Raw genomic sequence first — 15,909 nt, 5'->3', positions numbered from 1 at the left:
GGCAATATATTTTATACATCTTTTTCAAAGTATAAGCTTTCATGTTTATAAAATGTTCACATTTATGATATAGTCAAATGGGGATAGAATGTGAGGCGATAAACATGAGGTTGACGAGTTATTCCGATTACTCACTTAGAGTGTTGATTTACCTGGCTTCCCACGACCAAAGCAAATTATCAAATATTAAAGAGATTTCTGAAGTTTATCAACTGTCTAAAAATCATTTGATGAAGATTGTTCATAATCTTGGAAAGTTAGGCTATATCGAGACGATTCGTGGAAGAAATGGCGGATTTCGGCTTGCAAAATCACCCGCTGAAATAAATGTAGGGGAACTTGTACGACGAACCGAGGAGGATTTTTATCTGGTGGAATGTTTTAAAGATCACGATAACTGTGTGATTTCTCCCGTTTGTTCATTGAAATTTGTTCTTAATAATGCCTTGGATGCTTTTCTAAAGGTCCTTGATCAATATACGATTGCAGACTTCAGCGAAAATAAAGTGATGCTCAAAACCTATTTCGATTCGGTAAAAAAGAATGACGAAGAGCCCGATTTTTTATGATCGGGCTCTTTTTCATTAACCGATGATTCGTTCGATCTGCCATTCCTTTTCCATTCGCAAATCCATGATCCCCGTACTGGTTTTCAATAAAACTTTAAGGGGATCGTATGGATTGATCATAACGATCGTCCCGATTCGTTCATTAGTAAGCATGACTTCTTTTCCGACCAATGTGGACATTAAACGATTTACAAATCCCAGCAGGATTTCCGGATTGAATTTACCGAACATATCGCTGTTCATTTGTTCAATCACCTTATAAAACGGCATGGCCTGATGATATACACGATTTGAGGACATCGCATGGAAAACATCAGCTATTGCGACGATTTTCGCATGATGATCGATATCATTCCCCTTCAGTCCAAGTGGATAGCCTTGCCCATCTTCCCGTTCATGGTGCTGTAGGGCTGTTAATGCAATCGACGGAAGGATTCCAGGGATATTTTTAAGTAATTCATACCCATAAATGGTATGGAGCTTCATTTCTTCATATTCTGCCGCAGTCAGTTTACCCGGTTTTTCCAATATACTATCCGAAATCCTTATTTTACCCACATCATGCAGCGTGGCTGCCAATGTTAGGGCTGAGAGGTTTTCTTTCGATAATCCAAGCTTTATCCCCAGATAAGTGGCAATGATTCCGACCCCGATATTATGACTATACGTGTACTCGTTTTTTGCTTGCATCTCATCGAAAAGGTAATAAATATCAGGATTCTTTGCAGCTTCTGTAATGACAGGTGCTACTTCGGCTTTAATCAATTCAATCTTATCAAGCTGTATTTTTCCTTCTTTACGTATATCTTGAAAGATGTTTTTCATTTGAAGAGAAGCTTCGTTGATTCTTTCATGAATCATTACGTTAGGCTGTACATGATTTTCCGTTAATGAATATCCACCTTTTTCAGGGATGGTAAGAGGCGTATTCGCTTTATTATTAATCTTCCCTCTTCTATTTTTCATTGCTCTCACACTTTTCTCTATTTTTTACCTATGATACCATATCCTTCATGGCCTTGTGTCATAATGAAAGCAATTTTGGGGGACTTAAGATCGGTCAATAAGTTCATTGCCCAGCTGTTTTAATTTTTCACCAACCGTACATTCTGAAATACAGAACTGATGGGCATACGTCCGCCCCTTCTCTTTTCGAAAATGCTTCCTTAAAAAACAATCTTGACAAAACGAAGCGAGAACATCTTCCACTTCTTCATATATTTTTTTCCTGTTCATTGTTGTTATGGCTCCTTTGACTCAGCAATTTCCATTTTGCTGAAAATGGCTTTTCCCTGCAGTGCAAGTGTTGCCAGGCGATCGGCTTCCTGGTTTTCCTTTCGAGAAATTGGCTTGCAGACCGGAATCATCTTTAATTTATCCAGTTTCGCTTCAATCCGGTCAAGCCATTTATTTAAGTTTTCTTCCATGCAAGGCCATTCACCGGAAAGTTGATTTAAGACAACTAGGGAATCCCCTTTAAAGACACAACTTTGATGGTGGATTCCAAGTTCGTCCATCTGCCTGACCGCTTCATGAAAGGCAGCATATTCCGCTTCATTATTGGATTCAAATTGCTCCAATTTCAAGTTGGTGCGTAACCGCCAGAACTTCTTACCTTGGCGAAAATAAATGGCAACACCGATTCCTGCCACCTTTTCACCTTTTTGAAAACCGCCATCAAAAAAAACAGTCACATCCTGCGGTTCTTCCTCCACTTCCGTCAGGAGCTTCTTTAGTTCCTTCTTGGTCCAGGTTGTATCGAATTCATCCTTGAACTCCACTTCTTTCAGCCTTCCTGCCTTTTCAAGATCTTCCGTAATGACCAGAGCAGCCCCGGCATCAAGCCAATCCGAAACGAAATCGGCAGATGGTTTTTTTGATGCATGATATGTCCATTGCATAATTACCTTCAAAGATTTCCAGCTCCTTATCCATTCACCATTCATGCAGAACAGCTTACAATTTTCATACCTTTTTTTCGTCTTACCCTTTATAATATATTGTAAGCATTTGTATCGCTTTTTTAATTATAGTTCCCATATCAGCCTGAAATTCTCATGTTTCAATCTTATTTTATATGAAACGTTTTTTTATAATAGCATATTGACAGTTAAACTCGAGGAGGAGCACATCTTGATCGAAGTGTATATTGATGGTGCCAGTGCAGGCAATCCAGGGCCGAGCGGCGCAGGTGTTTTCATAAATAATAATGGTGTGGTCGAGCGGCATGCCTTTCCGCTTGGTAATATGGAAAACCATGAAGCGGAGTACCATGCTTTAATCAAAGCATTGGAAATTTGTGTAGCCAATAAGTATCAAATCGTTTCTTTTCGTACTGACTCACAAGCCATCAACCGGGCCATTGAAAAAAGATTTGCAAAGAATAAGTATGCCATTTTGTTGGAACGGGCGCTAAAGCTTTCCGATGAGCTTGAATTATTTTTCATGAAATGGATTCCAAATCTCGAAAACAAGTCCGCGGATGAGTTGGCGAGACGGGCCATTCGAATGAATAATTCCGAGGAAAATCATGAACAAGACAGCTGATTTTTCATTACTATTCGTTGTATTTATTTGGGGCGTCACTTTTGTCATGGTTCAAAATGCCCTATCTTTTTTAGACCCCTTCACGTTTAATGCGGTCCGTTTCTTCATGGCTTTCATTTTCTTGCTCATCCCTTATATATCGACTTTACACAAAAAAGGGAAAACTTGGAACAAGGGTCTTTTTATAGCTGGGTTTCATATTGGGGTTTGGCTTTTTTTGGGGTATGGGCTTCAAACGATCGGATTGAATTATACAACTCCTGCGAAGACAGGCTTTATAACAGGTTTAAGTGTCGTCATGGTACCCGTGTTTTCCCTGCTGCTTTTAAAACATAGGCTTTCCCGCAATACAATAATAGGTGTCGCAGCCGCAACCATCGGGCTTTATTTAATGACTTTCGCTGACCGCTCCAATTTGAATATTGGTGATTTACTGGTATTTTTTTGCGCAATCAGTTTTGCCATGCAGATCATTACAACGGCTAAATATGCCAAGACCTTACCCGCTTTACCATTGACGCTGATTCAGGTTTCCACAGTATCTTTATTATCATTTGTTTCAGCCTTCATTTTTAAAGAGAATCATTCCGTCATCTTCAGCTCAGAGGTCATGTTACAAAAGGACGTATGGACTGCTTTATTGGTTACGGCAGCCCTTGCCACTGCGTTCGCCTTTTTTGCACAAACCTTCTTCCAAGCCTATACGACACCTACAAGAGTAGCGCTGATTTTTTCAATGGAACCGGTTTTTGCCGCGTTATCTTCATACATATTGATAGGGGAAAAACTGACTACCGCCTCCATCATCGGCTGCACATTCATATTCTTGGGGATGATCTTCGCTGAACTGCCTGTTAAGAAAAAGAAAACCGTGACACAGGAGTTTACTTGAAAAGGCCAATAAAATAAATCGGACTTCCAGTTACGAAGTCCGATTTATTTAAGCAGCCCCTGTTCTTTTGCAAAAGATACCGCTGCACTACGCGTTTCAATGCCGTTTTGTTTTAAGTTTTCCAAAAAGGAGATATAAAAGCTGCCATCAAAGTTCTTTTGTACCTTCAATGTCAATTCTATTGCTGCATTGACTAAAATATCACTCGCATCCGTGTACCGCTTGCCAAAATAAATAAAACCAATAGCGTCATTACCAAAAGTGAATCCTTTTCCCTCTAAAAAACTAACATACTCTTCAGTTGATTTCGCCACTTCTGCATCCACTCCATACTTCATGCCTTATTTTCATCTTACCGTATATCAAAGATTTTGACTATCCATTTTTCGACAAAAAAATCACCGTACAAAATAAAAGAGCTCCCATTGGAAGCTCCGCTTATTGTATTAAATCATTCGCAGTAAAGCCCTGAATTCATGATCACTAGCCAGATTTTTGACCTTCTCCCGATCATACTGATAGACCGCATCGTCCAAAGAACAAGAAATTGGTACATCACATTTTATTTCTGCTAGCTTCCTGGATAAATGAAGCATATCGACGGCGGATTCAATTTTAGCTCGTTGCCCGTTCGTCAATGAAGCAACATTTTCAAGAATCCCTTCGATACTTTGATACTGGATCAATAATTTCAACGCTGTCTTCTCACCTATTCCTTTAACTCCGGGATAGTTATCAGCTGTATCACCCATTAAAGCTTTTAAATCGATCATTTGTCTTGGTGTGATCCCTTTCCATTCAAAAAAGCTATCGGGATTATGAACTTCATAATTACCATATCCTTTTTTTAACAATAACACGGAAATGTTTTCATCTATTAACTGAAGCATATCTTGATCGCCAGTCAATATACCCACCCGGCTATGTTGGGCAGAAGCCTTGGCAATTGTCCCGATACAGTCATCCGCCTCATATCCGGAGAGCCCTATGTTAGGGATATCAAATGCTTCAACCGCTTTTTTCGCTAGGTCGAATTGAGGGATCATTTCGACTGGAGCTTCTGATCGATTGGCCTTGTATCCATCAAATAATTCATTTCTGAAAGTCTTGCTGCCCATATCCCAACACACCGCGACATGACTAGGTGAAAAGTGATTCACCGCCGTCAGCATATGCTTCAAAAAACCTTGAACGGCATTAGTCGGGATGCCTTTTGAGTTAATCATGAATTGACCAGTAACTGCCGTTGCATAATAAGCTCTAAATAAAAGCGCCATCCCATCGACAAGCATAAAGGAAGGATGCTGCTCGTTTTCTTTCATTAACACATTATCACCTCTATCATGATGTACTTCCATTTTAACATAACTGTCCCCTTTTTTAAGGATCGTTTAATTGGAAAAAATATTATTCAATTGGATTATCATCATACGAGATCCAGTCACTGTAACTGCCAATATATATCTTCACATCTTTAAAGCCCGCTTCTTTCAGGGCAATATAATTGGGTGATGCCGTTACACCTGAACCGCAGTACACAATGATTTCCTTATCTTTACCGATGTCTGAAAAATTTGACTGAAGATCTTCCTTCTTTTTAAAATAGCCATTTTCCAGAACGTTTGTCCACACCTTATTTACTGCTCCAGGTATATGTCCGGCTTTTTTATCTATCGGCTCCTCGATTCCCTCGTAGCGCTTAGATTCCCTTGAATCCATTAATACGATATCGTCAGTCCTATTCATAGTGTAATCCTTCACTGTTTGAAAAGATGCAAAAACGGAATCATTTAAATCGATATGATATTCTGTTGGCATATATTTCGTTTGATTCGAGTCAATTGGATAGCCCTCATCCCTCCAGGCGCGAAAGCCCCCGTTAAGAACATAAACTTTCCGATGCCCAAGGTAGCTGAGCAGCCAGGCAAACCTGGAAGCAAAAGAACCTTCCCCGCCATCATAAGCAATAAGTACCGTATCATTGGTGATTCCGTTTGATTCCAGTTTATTTTTAAAGGTTTCCAGGTCAGGAAGAGGATGTCTTCCGCCATGTTCTTGAACCTGCCCCGATAAGTCCTTTTCAAGATCGAAATAAACCGCGCCGGAAATATGGTCTTTTTTGTATTCATTATACCCCGCATCAGGAGAGCCTAGCTGAAAGCGGCAGTCACAAATTCTGATCTCTTGAGAATTCAACTTCGGCAACAGCTCTTCTTTTTCAATTATTAAACTCATCTAAAAAACCCCCTATTCCAAAATGGTCCAAATTAATTCATTAAGCTCCGTTTCCATCTTCTTTCCCTGATTTAGCCTAGTTATCTCATTCTTTAAGGAAAGTGATTTCCCTTCTATTATCGAAAGATTCTTTTCACTTTCATTGTTGCTTATATATTCCTCCATTTGTTTTGCTTTAAATATCCGGGTAATCCTGGTTTTCAATTCTTGATCAATTGAAACCAAATCAAGTAATTCCCATACTGATAAAGGTGGCAGCGAACCCAGTTGAATTATATATTCAAGGATTAAATACGAACGGTATATTTGTACCCATGTTTTTAGTTCTTTTCTTTCGGATCCCCCTGTTTTTGTCAATAGTTGAAGATTATCGATCATCATCCGATAATAATGGTGGCCCAGTGCCTTTTTGGAATAGCAATCAGCAATCAAACCCTTCATCTTCCTATAATAATCCGGATGCGTAATCAACTTGATTGGCGACTGAAATAATTCAAATAGAGCAGGATTACTCTTAAAGGTAAGACGTGAAGATTTAAATAAATCCCAGCCTTCCATGTCAAATAGGTCTTCTTTCATTTGCATGACTTCAACTGGCTGACTCAAGCTAAGGTATGACCGCTTATCATTATGAACATATATAAACCGAACATCGTAATCTGATTGGCCTGATGATAAACCAAAAGAATGGCTGCCAGTAACAGCAGCCATCAAAATGGTGATATCTTCTTTCTTTTCCAGGTATCTCAATCGTGAAATAAGGTTTTCTTTCATGAACGAGACCTCGTTTCTATTTCGAATGCATTTTAGCCAATTCCGCTACGGCATTTTCATAATACGGTAAATCGACCGTTTCCTCCAATGCTGCCCGTAAACCTGCAAAGATATCCGATATTTCCGTCTTAAACTCTTTTTGAATCTCAAGTAACTCTTGATTGAGGACTTCATTATACATTTCGAAAATCCGTCCGCCCTGCTCTTTTACATATACAAGGGCAGGATCATCTAAACGCTTCTGAAGCCCTTCGCTCATTTTCGCTTTTTCATTTTTTTCAAAGAAAGATTTTGGATTTTTAAATAATGCCAATTCCTTTTTGAATTCCCCCGTATCTAATTGCGCAAAAGCTCCTGTAAATTCAAGGGACTCCCTCTCATTAGGTTCAAATGGCTGCAATGAAAGGTTTCTTCTTATTTTTTGCATTTGCAAAAGCAAACTGCTTTGTTTCTCATTCAGTAATTTATTTACGAACATTTCCGTCCTTAAAGCCGTTGCCCGCATTTCCTGGGCAAGGTCAAAGCCTAAAGCATCCAATAAGTTCTTCATAGATTGCTTGAGGACAATTTTCAGATCGCCTCCATCATCTTTTAAAACAGCCGGATTGAACGACTCTTTGAAGAAATCATTAAACCGGAAGAAGACCCGTTGTTTACTATAAAAAGTCAATTCGTCTATCTCTTTTTTCAAACGTTGCTTTTCGGCATCCCCTTTAATGACTGAGAGGAGTTCCGAAATGGACTGTGCCTCATGAGAAAGGGTTTCCAGGGCATTTCGTTTCGCTTTCTCATCCTGCCTGGAAGCTGTAATTACATCTCGTAGCAGCTCTTCCGTTCTTTTTACAGCCGCTTGAGCCGATTCAATTGCAAGTCCCGTTAAATCGTTTTCTATGAAAGAATCGAATTGACCTTGGAATTCCGAGATTCCGCTATTTGGAAGGAACGAATGCTTAAACGAACCAGGCGTTTGTTTTTCCATCAACGCTCCCTTACTCGTAAGCGGAAACAGTTTTGGAAAACGGATTCCGAATCCATTCAATTGATCTGTGACATAATCCATCACTTCGTCCAATTCGTCAGTGGTTTGTGCCAGATCGACGGCATTGACGATGAAAAACATCTTATCCATAGCGAAAGAATCTTTCACACGGCCAAGTTGTATCAAGAACTCTCTGTCTGCCCGTGAAAATGGGTGATTATAATAGGTCACAAATAGAATGGCATCCGAATTCTTAATATATTCGAAAGCTGCTCCTGTATGTCGTGCATTTATTGAATCGGCCCCAGGTGTATCAACAAGGACCATCCCCTGCTTTGTCATTTCACAGTCATAACGCAGTTCAATCAGATCTACAAGACATGACTTGGACTCTTCTGCAGCAAAACGTTTAAATCCTTCAAGATCTACCGTAACGACATTCCCCAATTCATTTTGGTACTCGGGCAGCCCTTGATGAAAAGCCCTTAGAAAGGATAAATGAGTTTTCCCCTTATCAACTTCCCCTGCCTTCGCAATGATTTGTCCTGCCAGTTGAAGTGCTTCATCTAGCGTTTTTGCCGATTTATCAAAGGCTGCCAAGGCCAGGCTTACATCTTCCAACAGCATCGCTTGTGTCTTTAGCTTGACGGTTGCCGTTCCATGTGGATGCTCAGCGTCTGAAGACATGATTTTGTTGATTGCTGCAGTTGTTGGATTTGGTGAAACAGGAAGGACGCTCTCCCCCATCAACGCATTGGCAAAGGAAGATTTGCCCGCACTGAATGCACCGAAAAGCGCAACAGTGAACGTCTGCTGTTCCAAGCGATTTGCCTTCTCTTTCAATTCTTTATAAAGAGATTGAAACCCTCTCAAAGGTTGAATTAGCTTGGCAGCCTGTTGTAAACTCGTTGCAGTCTCCATCAGCTTTTCTTTTCCGCGTAAATCAGTAGCATCAGATGAAGAAACAGTCACGGAATGTTCAACTTCCTTGTTTTCTTTATCATGATCCGTTACAATTTGTTCGTTGACGGACCTTGAATTACTTTCATTAGCGGTTTTCATGATTTTGACTGTAATATTTTTTTCCTCTTCATTCCATTGGGTTAAAAGCATATCGATATCACGCTCATCGATTAATGATTCAGTTTGATGAGCAATGGCCTCTAATCGTTCCGTTTGGTACTCGATTTCCGCATTCATCGCAGCAGTAACTTTAAGGGCTTCCGCAAATTCGGAAAAACCTTCAAGTTCCTTATCGATGGATATGGACTGCTGTTCCACTATCCCTTCCATAACGGTAATCATATTACTCAAAAATCCTTCAGATACATCACGTGCTTTCTTTTTGATGGCTGATGCCAAATCATTCGTATAGTTTAAAACGTATTCACCAGTAATATCGACTTGAGACTTCAAAGAGTTTTTTATGTAAGATTCCGATACCTCGATTTGAAGTGCCTGTGCCTTACTTTCAAGTGTTGAATCATGGATTTCCGCTTGATTAAGCGTTTTAACGGCTAGTTCTTTAAGATGCCATTCAAGCTGGGTCTTCACCTTTTCTTGTAAATCGGTCAAGAAAGCATTGATACGTGCCTCACGTTCGGCATCCGTTTTTTTCTTGGCAAATAACAGACCCACTTTAAAGTCAGGCTGAGCCGATTCCAAGAAAGATTTACCTAAGTCCCGTGTTGCAGCAGGCATGATGTATGCACCTTTCAAAATGGTTTCTAATGCATCAGCATATTGGACCTTGATTTCCTCTATTCGTCCAGTTAATGATTTTTTTTCTTTCAATAGGCTGTCCACCTGATTCGTCAGGTGGATTCGCTCTTCATATGGAAGTTCTGATAATACTTCAAAATCATCGGCGTGTTCCTCTTCATACTGCTCTTTCAGCCAATTAAGATGCCTTTCGACCAGGGCATTAGCCGATTGCATGATGGCATCTTTCCCATCATTTAGACCTTTGCCCGCAATGTCGGATATGAATTGCTTGACCACTTCTATTTCATTTTCGGTATTGTTCAAGTCTCTTACGGATGTATAAAAAATACCATCAGGGTATACATTCCAGTTCGCAAATGCCTCAGTGACGGAAAGCTTGAAGTCTTGAAAGCTAAGCTCGTTCTCATCATGCTTATCGATCATATTGATAATTAAGTATGTCGGTTTTTCAGCCTCTAACAATTCTTTCGTGAATAGGAAGTTCACTTCTGATTGAACGTGATTGTAGTCCATGACATAGAAGACTACATCAGCTAGATGCAAAGCAGATTCCGTAGAAACTCTATGTGCATCGTCTGTCGAATCAATTCCTGGCGTATCCATGATTGCGCATGAATCCGGCAGTGAAAAATCATTGGAACTTATCGTTATTGCCGATACTGAATCTCCATCCTTGGCAAATTTCTTTACCTCTTTAAAATCATATGGTGCAGGAAATAGGACTGGTGGCTGATGATGGTAAAAGACTTTGGCATAGTCTTCACCTTTTTGGACTTTTACCGTATTTGCACTTGTTGGAATAGGGCTTGAAGGCAATACTTGATCACCGAGGAAAAAGTTGATCATACTAGACTTCCCCGCTGAAAAATGCCCGCAAAAAGCAATGATGAACTCTTCGTTATTCACTTTCATGATTAACTGTTTTAGTTTATCGGCATTTCCTGTATCACCTGCCGATTGAAATTTCTCATACATGGCAGTCAAAATCCCCAATTTGGACTGTTGCTTTAATGTTTCTTGAATCATGAATCCATACCCCTTAATCTATCGTCATTTTGATATTCTTATTGTAAACGATTTCGTTTATTATTCATACCATCAGCTTTATTTTTACTATATGATTCATTACTGGCCATGTTCAAAAAAAAACCACCGATTGGTGGATTCATGCAGTTTGATTCATGTTGACTTTGAATGCAAAAAAAACCAGGATGTTTACCTGGTTGTAGGGGCGGGGTTAAAAGCAGTTCGGTTTTCCATTGGTGACTCGGTAAAAGACTTTACTGCCTTTGCCGGTTTTTGAATATTATTCAATACATGTTTCATCACAAAACCATATGTAGCGATTGTCAATAAAATGAATACCCAAACCATTACCAACACCATCCTCTTATATATTGATTAGCTTTTAGTTGTTAGTTATTAAAATGAATTTATCGAAATCGGAATGAGAATAATTTTCATCTTCATTTAGAATCTTATCACGAACGATAATCGTTTTCAATAAGAAATTAAAATTTTTTATTATTTTCCCTTAAAAACCGTAGAATATTCCGTATGTGCCTTTAATGCTTTCTCTTCCAATGGGATTCTTACCATCATCATCCAAACATTCAATAAACTAAAGATGATAGCGGTATAATATGCATTGAATAATAAAGAAATAACCATTATCTCAGTTGCCACTATGATATAGTTCGGATGTTTGAAATATTTATAAGGGCCATTAATGACTACCTCGGCATCAGGAACCACTATGATTTTTGTATTCCAATGTTTTCCCAAAGAACGGATTACCCAAATCCTGCCTGACTGTGCAATTAGAAAAAGGGTCAGCCAAATTGGCCATAGTCCAGCCACATCCCTATCAAGCACGGTCACTTCAAAAATGAGAACAATAAAAAAACTAAGGTGCATTAGAACCATCCAACTGTAATGGGACTCACCATATTCCACTGCTCCGGCAGCCTTTAACTGTTTTTCATTTTGTTTGGCGATATATAATTCAAACATGCGCTGTATAGCGATCAAGATAATGAAAATGGCAAAGATCATCACTTCCACCTCATTAACACAAGTTCAGATGAAAACCCAGGCCCCAATGCAGCAGCCAAGCCCACCTCATTTATATTCCCGCCGCGCTGCATGAACCTCTCCAGGACGTACAAAATAGTTGCTGAGGACATATTGCCAAATTCCCTCAATACGCTCATTGACTCAGCCGTCATGCTTTCATCGAACCCGAGGGCATCGTGATAAGCATCAATTACTTTTTTGCCTCCAGGATGAGCAATGAAATCTTTTATATCCCTGAGATCCAATCCATTCTCCATTAGGAACTCTTGAACATTCGGTTTAAGCCAATCTTTGATGATTGTAGGGATATCTTTTGAAAAAATCACATATAACCCTTGATCTTTAACATCCCAGCCCATTACATCCAATGAATTCGGCATTAGCGTGGATTGCGAATTCAAAAATTGCAGATGTCTTGCTTTTTTGGAAAAGTGTGCATCAGGCACCTTATCACCGCAAACCAAAACACAGCTTACTCCATCAGAAAATAAAGAAGTTCCAATTAAATTGCTTTTGGAGATATCATTCCTTTGAAAGGTCAGACTGCATAACTCCACACATAAAACAATGACCTTCGCGGTCGGGTATGCTTGGCAATATTCAAATGCACGCGATAGGCCACTTGCTCCCCCTGCACAGCCAAGTCCCCAAATCGGAATCCTTTTAGCATGCGGGCTAAATGGAAGTTCATTCATTATCCTTGCATCAATGGTCGGGGTAGCAATACCCGTGCTTGAGATATAGAAGAAAGCATCTAGTTCGTTTGCCTGCAGTTCTTCTTTTAAAAATTCTGTGTTGCTTAAGCATTTTTCTATAGCTTCTTTCCCAAACTTGACCGCCTGTTGAATATATAGATCATTCCGATCGGCAAAAGAATGATCCTCTTTAAACCAATCAAGATCATTAGAAAAATATCGATTTTCCACTTGTCCATTCTTAAAGGCTTTAAGTAACCGTTCTATATTCTTAAATGAGGCCCCAAATATTTCTCTCGAAAATTCCATGATTTTCTCCTGAGAAAGTAAATGTGGCAGCTTTATATGTGATGCGGATAATAAATACGGCATGATTGCACCCCTTATTATTCATGATATGGTTAATATACCCACCAAGATATCAATTATGCCATATCGATAAACGGTCATATTTATCGACGGTTCAGAACATTTTTTCTTTTTTCTTAAAAAAACTAGATGAAAAAGACTAAGAAATTGATAACATAGAGAACATGATGATACTAGCGGAGGAACGAAAATGAAATCAACGCTATAATCACTATTCAAGTCCGTTATTCTCTTCTTTTTCGACATTTAAAAGCCGTACCTCATAAAACGGCCTTTCGAACAGGAATCGATAAGCGTCCTTATTGGCATGACAGGGTATCCGTGGGAGAATAATAAGCAAATTAGGTGAAAACTGACGTTAGAAGGTGAGATGCTTGAATCTTTTGCAGCAGAGCTCGGCAACATGCTTGCCGGGAATATCGCCAATTCGTTAGCGGGCGGGGATGCATTTAATGATAGTACCCCACCCACCGTTTTTGTGGGCAATACCAAAGTGTATGGGTTCATGAAGCAATCCATTTACCTATGTCATTAAAGGGCGTAGGTACCCTTCCTATCATCTTAATGATCGAAATGTAATCATGAAATATTAAACCCCCTTACCTAAAATCGGTAAGGGGGCGCTGTCATTCTTCTTTCTTTACAGAAGATTGATTTTGCACTTGAATAATGATATTTTGAAACTCCTCTTTTCCACAAACGCTGCACCTATACTCCTGACTTAAAATGGTTCGACAATGAATACAATATTTTTTCTCCATCCCTATCACTACTTTCCTGAACATATACTATCAATATATTCAAAAAGTGAAGAGAGTTTCCTTTTTTCTGGCAAAACTCCAATTTCATTATCCATGAAATGCTTCGGCATAAATGAAAAAATGCCTAAAATCCTCATCACCTGAGGATTTTAGGCATTAAATGGTTGAATCTATCATATACCGAATCTATTTTTATCAGGCTACTTTTTGCCCTTCAATACGAGCTTCTTTTACTTTCCCTTTTGTAGGGACGATGTTAAAGACGATATTCAAGAAAATGGCTGTCAAACTTCCGGCTACAATACCGTTTTCCGTTAAGATTTGAAAGCTTTCCGGAATTTGCGCAAATAGTTCAGGAACGACCGTAACACCAAGTCCCATACCTACTGAACAAGCGATGATCAATAAATTTTCTTGAGAAGCAAAATCCACTTTGCTCAACATCTTAATTCCAGCGGCAATTACCATCCCGAACATTGCAACCATTGCACCGCCAAGCACGGATGAAGGGATAATTGTCGTGAATGCACCAATTTTCGGAACAAATCCTATGAAAATGAGAATGCCCGCTGTTGTGTATATGACATTCCTTGTTTTGATGCCTGACAATTGGATCAGTCCTACATTTTGTGAAAAAGCTGTATACGGAAACGAATTGAACAAACCGCCAATCATGATGGCCAGTCCTTCAGCACGATATCCGCGAGCCAAATCGTCTTCTGATATCTCTTTATCCGTGATTTCACCAAGGGCATAATAAACACCAGTCGATTCCACCAAGCTGACGATCGCCACCAATGTCATCGTAATGATTGCCGTGACGTTAAATGTCGGTGCTCCAAAGTAGAAAAAATGAGGCATATGCAGCCAAGTGGCACTGGCCACTGAGCTAAAATCCACTTTTCCAAGGAAGAAAGCTGCAAATGTTCCGACGATCAGTCCCAATAAAATCGAAATGGAGCGTAGGAATCCCGATGAGAATTTATACATGAATATAATGAATAACAAAGTTCCAAAACCAAGAGCTACATTATTCAAGTCTCCGAAATCAGCAGCACCTTGACCTCCACCAAGATTGTTGATGGCAACAGGAATGAGCGTTATGCCAATAATCAAAACGACAGATCCAGTGACAATGGGTGGGAAAAACCTTGCCAGTTTTCCGAAGAATTTACTAATGATAACGACGATCAATCCGGACACCAATATGGATCCATAAATGGAGTTGATTCCATATTGCGTACCAATTGCAATCATCGGGCTAACTGCAGTGAATGTACAGCCTAGGACGACCGGAAGCCCAATTCCAAAGAATTTATTTTTCCACACTTGCAATAATGTTGCTATCCCGCACATCAAAATGTCTATCGAAACTAAATAAGTCAACTGCGCTGCAGTCAATCCCAGCGCCCCACCGACAATCAATGGAATGACAACTGCACCGGCATACATGGCAAGTACATGTTGTATTCCTAGAGAAGCAACTTTTAAAGGTGATTGATTAGACATTGAGGGCTGCTCCTTCCATTTCCTCGGCGAACGTAATCTCACCGAATTTCAACTCAGCAATCCTCGCAAGTGATTCGACTTGAAAACCTTGTTCCCTAAGATCCTTACCACCACTTTGGAATGCCTTTTCAATCACGATGCCGATTCCGGCCACTTCTGCACCAACCTGCTTACAGATTTCTACCAAGCCCCTGGCTGCCTGTCCGACCGCAAGGAAGTCATCGATGATTAAAACCTTATCCCCAGCTTCAATATATTTATTGGAAACCGTAATCGTATTGGTTTCTTTTTTTGTAAAGGAATGAACGGACGCGGTCACTAAATCATTTGTTAAAGTAAGTGATTTACGTTTACGGGCAAAAATTAACGGAACTTCCAATTCCAACGCAGCCATCAAACCAGGACCAATGCCTGAGGATTCAATCGTCAGCACTTTCGTTATTTCCTTTTGTTCGAAACGTTTTACGAATTCTTTACCAATTTCTTTCATTAGTATAGGATCCATTTGATGATTCAAGAATGAATCTACTTTTAAGATATCTTCTGATAAAGCTTGACCTTCGGACAATATTTTTTCCTTTAAAAGTTGCATGAAGGTTCCTCCCAATCTTGGATGATTATTGACCCATAAACCACGCAATCATTTCCCGGCATATAAAAAGCCCAAGAAACATTGCGGCACTTTTTTGGAGTGAAGCAATACTTCTTGGGCATGAATGAAAAATGAATCAGCTAAAGCCTTCATTATGCAACAAGATCTATTACTCACCCATAGTCC

17 protein-coding genes are annotated in these 15,909 nt (G+C 39.6%); 4 read left to right on the top strand and 13 right to left on the bottom strand.

Going from position 1 to position 15,909, the window contains the following annotated elements:
- Positions 1-104 precede the first annotated feature (104 nt).
- The gene (locus ACFVSH_RS16015) at positions 105-569 is read left to right on the top strand and encodes an RrF2 family transcriptional regulator (RefSeq protein WP_076365790.1); all 465 of its coding nucleotides are present in this window, start codon (positions 105-107) and stop codon (positions 567-569) included.
- 15 nt (positions 570-584) lie between these two features.
- Here the strand turns inward: ACFVSH_RS16015 and ACFVSH_RS16010 are convergent, their stop codons facing one another.
- From ACFVSH_RS16010 to ACFVSH_RS16000, 3 genes are all read right to left on the bottom strand, one after another.
- The gene (locus ACFVSH_RS16010) at positions 585-1,535 is read right to left on the bottom strand and encodes an HD-GYP domain-containing protein (RefSeq protein WP_387706834.1); all 951 of its coding nucleotides are present in this window, start codon (positions 1,533-1,535) and stop codon (positions 585-587) included.
- Positions 1,536-1,619: 84 nt separating this feature from the next.
- A complete protein-coding gene (locus ACFVSH_RS16005) occupies positions 1,620-1,805 on the bottom strand; it encodes a zinc-finger domain-containing protein (protein WP_387597471.1) in 186 nt (61 codons plus the stop codon).
- Between the two features lie 5 nt (positions 1,806-1,810).
- Positions 1,811-2,482 (bottom strand): reverse transcriptase-like protein, encoded by a 672-nt coding sequence (locus ACFVSH_RS16000; RefSeq protein WP_387706832.1) that lies wholly within the window; start codon positions 2,480-2,482, stop codon positions 1,811-1,813.
- Positions 2,483-2,702: 220 nt separating this feature from the next.
- Here ACFVSH_RS16000 and ACFVSH_RS15995 point away from each other — a divergent pair, with 220 nt between their 5' ends.
- The gene (locus ACFVSH_RS15995) at positions 2,703-3,116 is read left to right on the top strand and encodes a reverse transcriptase-like protein (protein ID WP_260285938.1); all 414 of its coding nucleotides are present in this window, start codon (positions 2,703-2,705) and stop codon (positions 3,114-3,116) included.
- On the top strand, positions 3,100-4,008 hold the full coding sequence (locus tag ACFVSH_RS15990) for a DMT family transporter (RefSeq protein ID WP_387706830.1): 909 nt from the start codon (positions 3,100-3,102) through the stop codon (positions 4,006-4,008). Before ACFVSH_RS15995 ends, ACFVSH_RS15990 begins: the two co-directional genes overlap by 17 nt.
- 44 nt (positions 4,009-4,052) lie before the next feature.
- Here ACFVSH_RS15990 and ACFVSH_RS15985 read toward each other — a convergent pair whose 3' ends face one another.
- From ACFVSH_RS15985 to ACFVSH_RS15950, 8 genes are all read right to left on the bottom strand, one after another.
- Entirely contained in the window at positions 4,053-4,334 is a 282-nt protein-coding gene (locus tag ACFVSH_RS15985) for a DUF6123 family protein (RefSeq protein ID WP_228467451.1), read from the bottom strand.
- Positions 4,335-4,454: 120 nt separating this feature from the next.
- Positions 4,455-5,330: a 5'-3' exonuclease gene (locus ACFVSH_RS15980; protein WP_387598195.1), complete on the bottom strand. Its 876-nt coding sequence runs from the start codon at positions 5,328-5,330 to the stop codon at positions 4,455-4,457.
- A gap of 85 nt (positions 5,331-5,415) precedes the next feature.
- Entirely contained in the window at positions 5,416-6,243 is an 828-nt protein-coding gene (locus tag ACFVSH_RS15975) for a sulfurtransferase (RefSeq protein WP_387597481.1), read from the bottom strand.
- A 12-nt stretch (positions 6,244-6,255) separates the two neighbouring features.
- Positions 6,256-7,017: a nucleotidyltransferase domain-containing protein gene (locus ACFVSH_RS15970; protein WP_387597484.1), complete on the bottom strand. Its 762-nt coding sequence runs from the start codon at positions 7,015-7,017 to the stop codon at positions 6,256-6,258.
- Positions 7,018-7,033: 16 nt separating this feature from the next.
- Complete coding sequence (locus ACFVSH_RS15965; RefSeq protein WP_387706828.1) at positions 7,034-10,747, bottom strand: dynamin family protein; 3,714 nt, start codon at positions 10,745-10,747, stop codon at positions 7,034-7,036.
- A gap of 189 nt (positions 10,748-10,936) precedes the next feature.
- Entirely contained in the window at positions 10,937-11,095 is a 159-nt protein-coding gene (locus tag ACFVSH_RS15960; RefSeq protein ID WP_260285944.1) for a hypothetical protein, read from the bottom strand.
- A gap of 150 nt (positions 11,096-11,245) precedes the next feature.
- The gene (locus ACFVSH_RS15955) at positions 11,246-11,776 is read right to left on the bottom strand and encodes an isoprenylcysteine carboxyl methyltransferase family protein (protein WP_387597491.1); all 531 of its coding nucleotides are present in this window, start codon (positions 11,774-11,776) and stop codon (positions 11,246-11,248) included.
- Positions 11,776-12,864 carry a type III polyketide synthase gene (locus ACFVSH_RS15950; RefSeq protein ID WP_387597493.1) on the bottom strand — a complete coding sequence of 363 codons (1,089 nt, stop codon included), beginning with the start codon at positions 12,862-12,864 and terminating at the stop codon, positions 11,776-11,778. The genes ACFVSH_RS15955 and ACFVSH_RS15950 overlap by 1 nt, the downstream gene beginning before the upstream one ends.
- Positions 12,865-13,231: 367 nt before the next feature.
- On the opposite strand from ACFVSH_RS15950, the gene ACFVSH_RS15945 reads away from it, so the two are divergent.
- On the top strand, positions 13,232-13,396 hold the full coding sequence (locus ACFVSH_RS15945) for a hypothetical protein (RefSeq protein WP_387706826.1): 165 nt from the start codon (positions 13,232-13,234) through the stop codon (positions 13,394-13,396).
- Between the two features lie 421 nt (positions 13,397-13,817).
- Here the strand turns inward: ACFVSH_RS15945 and ACFVSH_RS15940 are convergent, their stop codons facing one another.
- A complete protein-coding gene (locus tag ACFVSH_RS15940) occupies positions 13,818-15,131 on the bottom strand; it encodes a nucleobase:cation symporter-2 family protein (RefSeq protein WP_387597496.1) in 1,314 nt (437 codons plus the stop codon).
- The gene (locus ACFVSH_RS15935) at positions 15,124-15,723 is read right to left on the bottom strand and encodes a xanthine phosphoribosyltransferase (protein ID WP_387597498.1); all 600 of its coding nucleotides are present in this window, start codon (positions 15,721-15,723) and stop codon (positions 15,124-15,126) included. The genes ACFVSH_RS15940 and ACFVSH_RS15935 overlap by 8 nt, the downstream gene beginning before the upstream one ends.
- Positions 15,724-15,909 lie beyond the last annotated feature (186 nt).

This window comes from Peribacillus sp. NPDC058002, from assembly GCF_042886655.1.
Lineage (GTDB): Bacteria > Bacillota > Bacilli > Bacillales > DSM-1321 > Peribacillus > Peribacillus aracenensis.
This window is presented reverse-complemented; position numbering and strand designations above follow the sequence as displayed.

What these genes read in the sequence shown, in the direction of transcription:
- ACFVSH_RS15975 (WP_387597481.1), bottom strand. Translation starts at nt 6,243, where the DNA reads ATGAGTTTAATAATTGAAAAAGAAGAGCTGTTGCCGAAGTTGAATTCT.
- ACFVSH_RS15945 (WP_387706826.1), top strand. Translation starts at nt 13,232, where the DNA reads ATGCTTGAATCTTTTGCAGCAGAGCTCGGCAACATGCTTGCCGGGAAT.
- ACFVSH_RS16005 (WP_387597471.1), bottom strand. Translation starts at nt 1,805, where the DNA reads ATGAACAGGAAAAAAATATATGAAGAAGTGGAAGATGTTCTCGCTTCG.
- ACFVSH_RS15940 (WP_387597496.1), bottom strand. Translation starts at nt 15,131, where the DNA reads ATGTCTAATCAATCACCTTTAAAAGTTGCTTCTCTAGGAATACAACAT.
- ACFVSH_RS15960 (WP_260285944.1), bottom strand. Translation starts at nt 11,095, where the DNA reads ATGGTTTGGGTATTCATTTTATTGACAATCGCTACATATGGTTTTGTG.
- ACFVSH_RS15935 (WP_387597498.1), bottom strand. Translation starts at nt 15,723, where the DNA reads ATGCAACTTTTAAAGGAAAAAATATTGTCCGAAGGTCAAGCTTTATCA.
- ACFVSH_RS15990 (WP_387706830.1), top strand. Translation starts at nt 3,100, where the DNA reads ATGAACAAGACAGCTGATTTTTCATTACTATTCGTTGTATTTATTTGG.
- ACFVSH_RS15980 (WP_387598195.1), bottom strand. Translation starts at nt 5,330, where the DNA reads ATGAAAGAAAACGAGCAGCATCCTTCCTTTATGCTTGTCGATGGGATG.
- ACFVSH_RS15970 (WP_387597484.1), bottom strand. Translation starts at nt 7,017, where the DNA reads ATGAAAGAAAACCTTATTTCACGATTGAGATACCTGGAAAAGAAAGAA.
- ACFVSH_RS16010 (WP_387706834.1), bottom strand. Translation starts at nt 1,535, where the DNA reads ATGAAAAATAGAAGAGGGAAGATTAATAATAAAGCGAATACGCCTCTT.
- ACFVSH_RS15965 (WP_387706828.1), bottom strand. Translation starts at nt 10,747, where the DNA reads ATGATTCAAGAAACATTAAAGCAACAGTCCAAATTGGGGATTTTGACT.
- ACFVSH_RS16015 (WP_076365790.1), top strand. Translation starts at nt 105, where the DNA reads ATGAGGTTGACGAGTTATTCCGATTACTCACTTAGAGTGTTGATTTAC.
- ACFVSH_RS15955 (WP_387597491.1), bottom strand. Translation starts at nt 11,776, where the DNA reads ATGATCTTTGCCATTTTCATTATCTTGATCGCTATACAGCGCATGTTT.
- ACFVSH_RS15950 (WP_387597493.1), bottom strand. Translation starts at nt 12,864, where the DNA reads ATGCCGTATTTATTATCCGCATCACATATAAAGCTGCCACATTTACTT.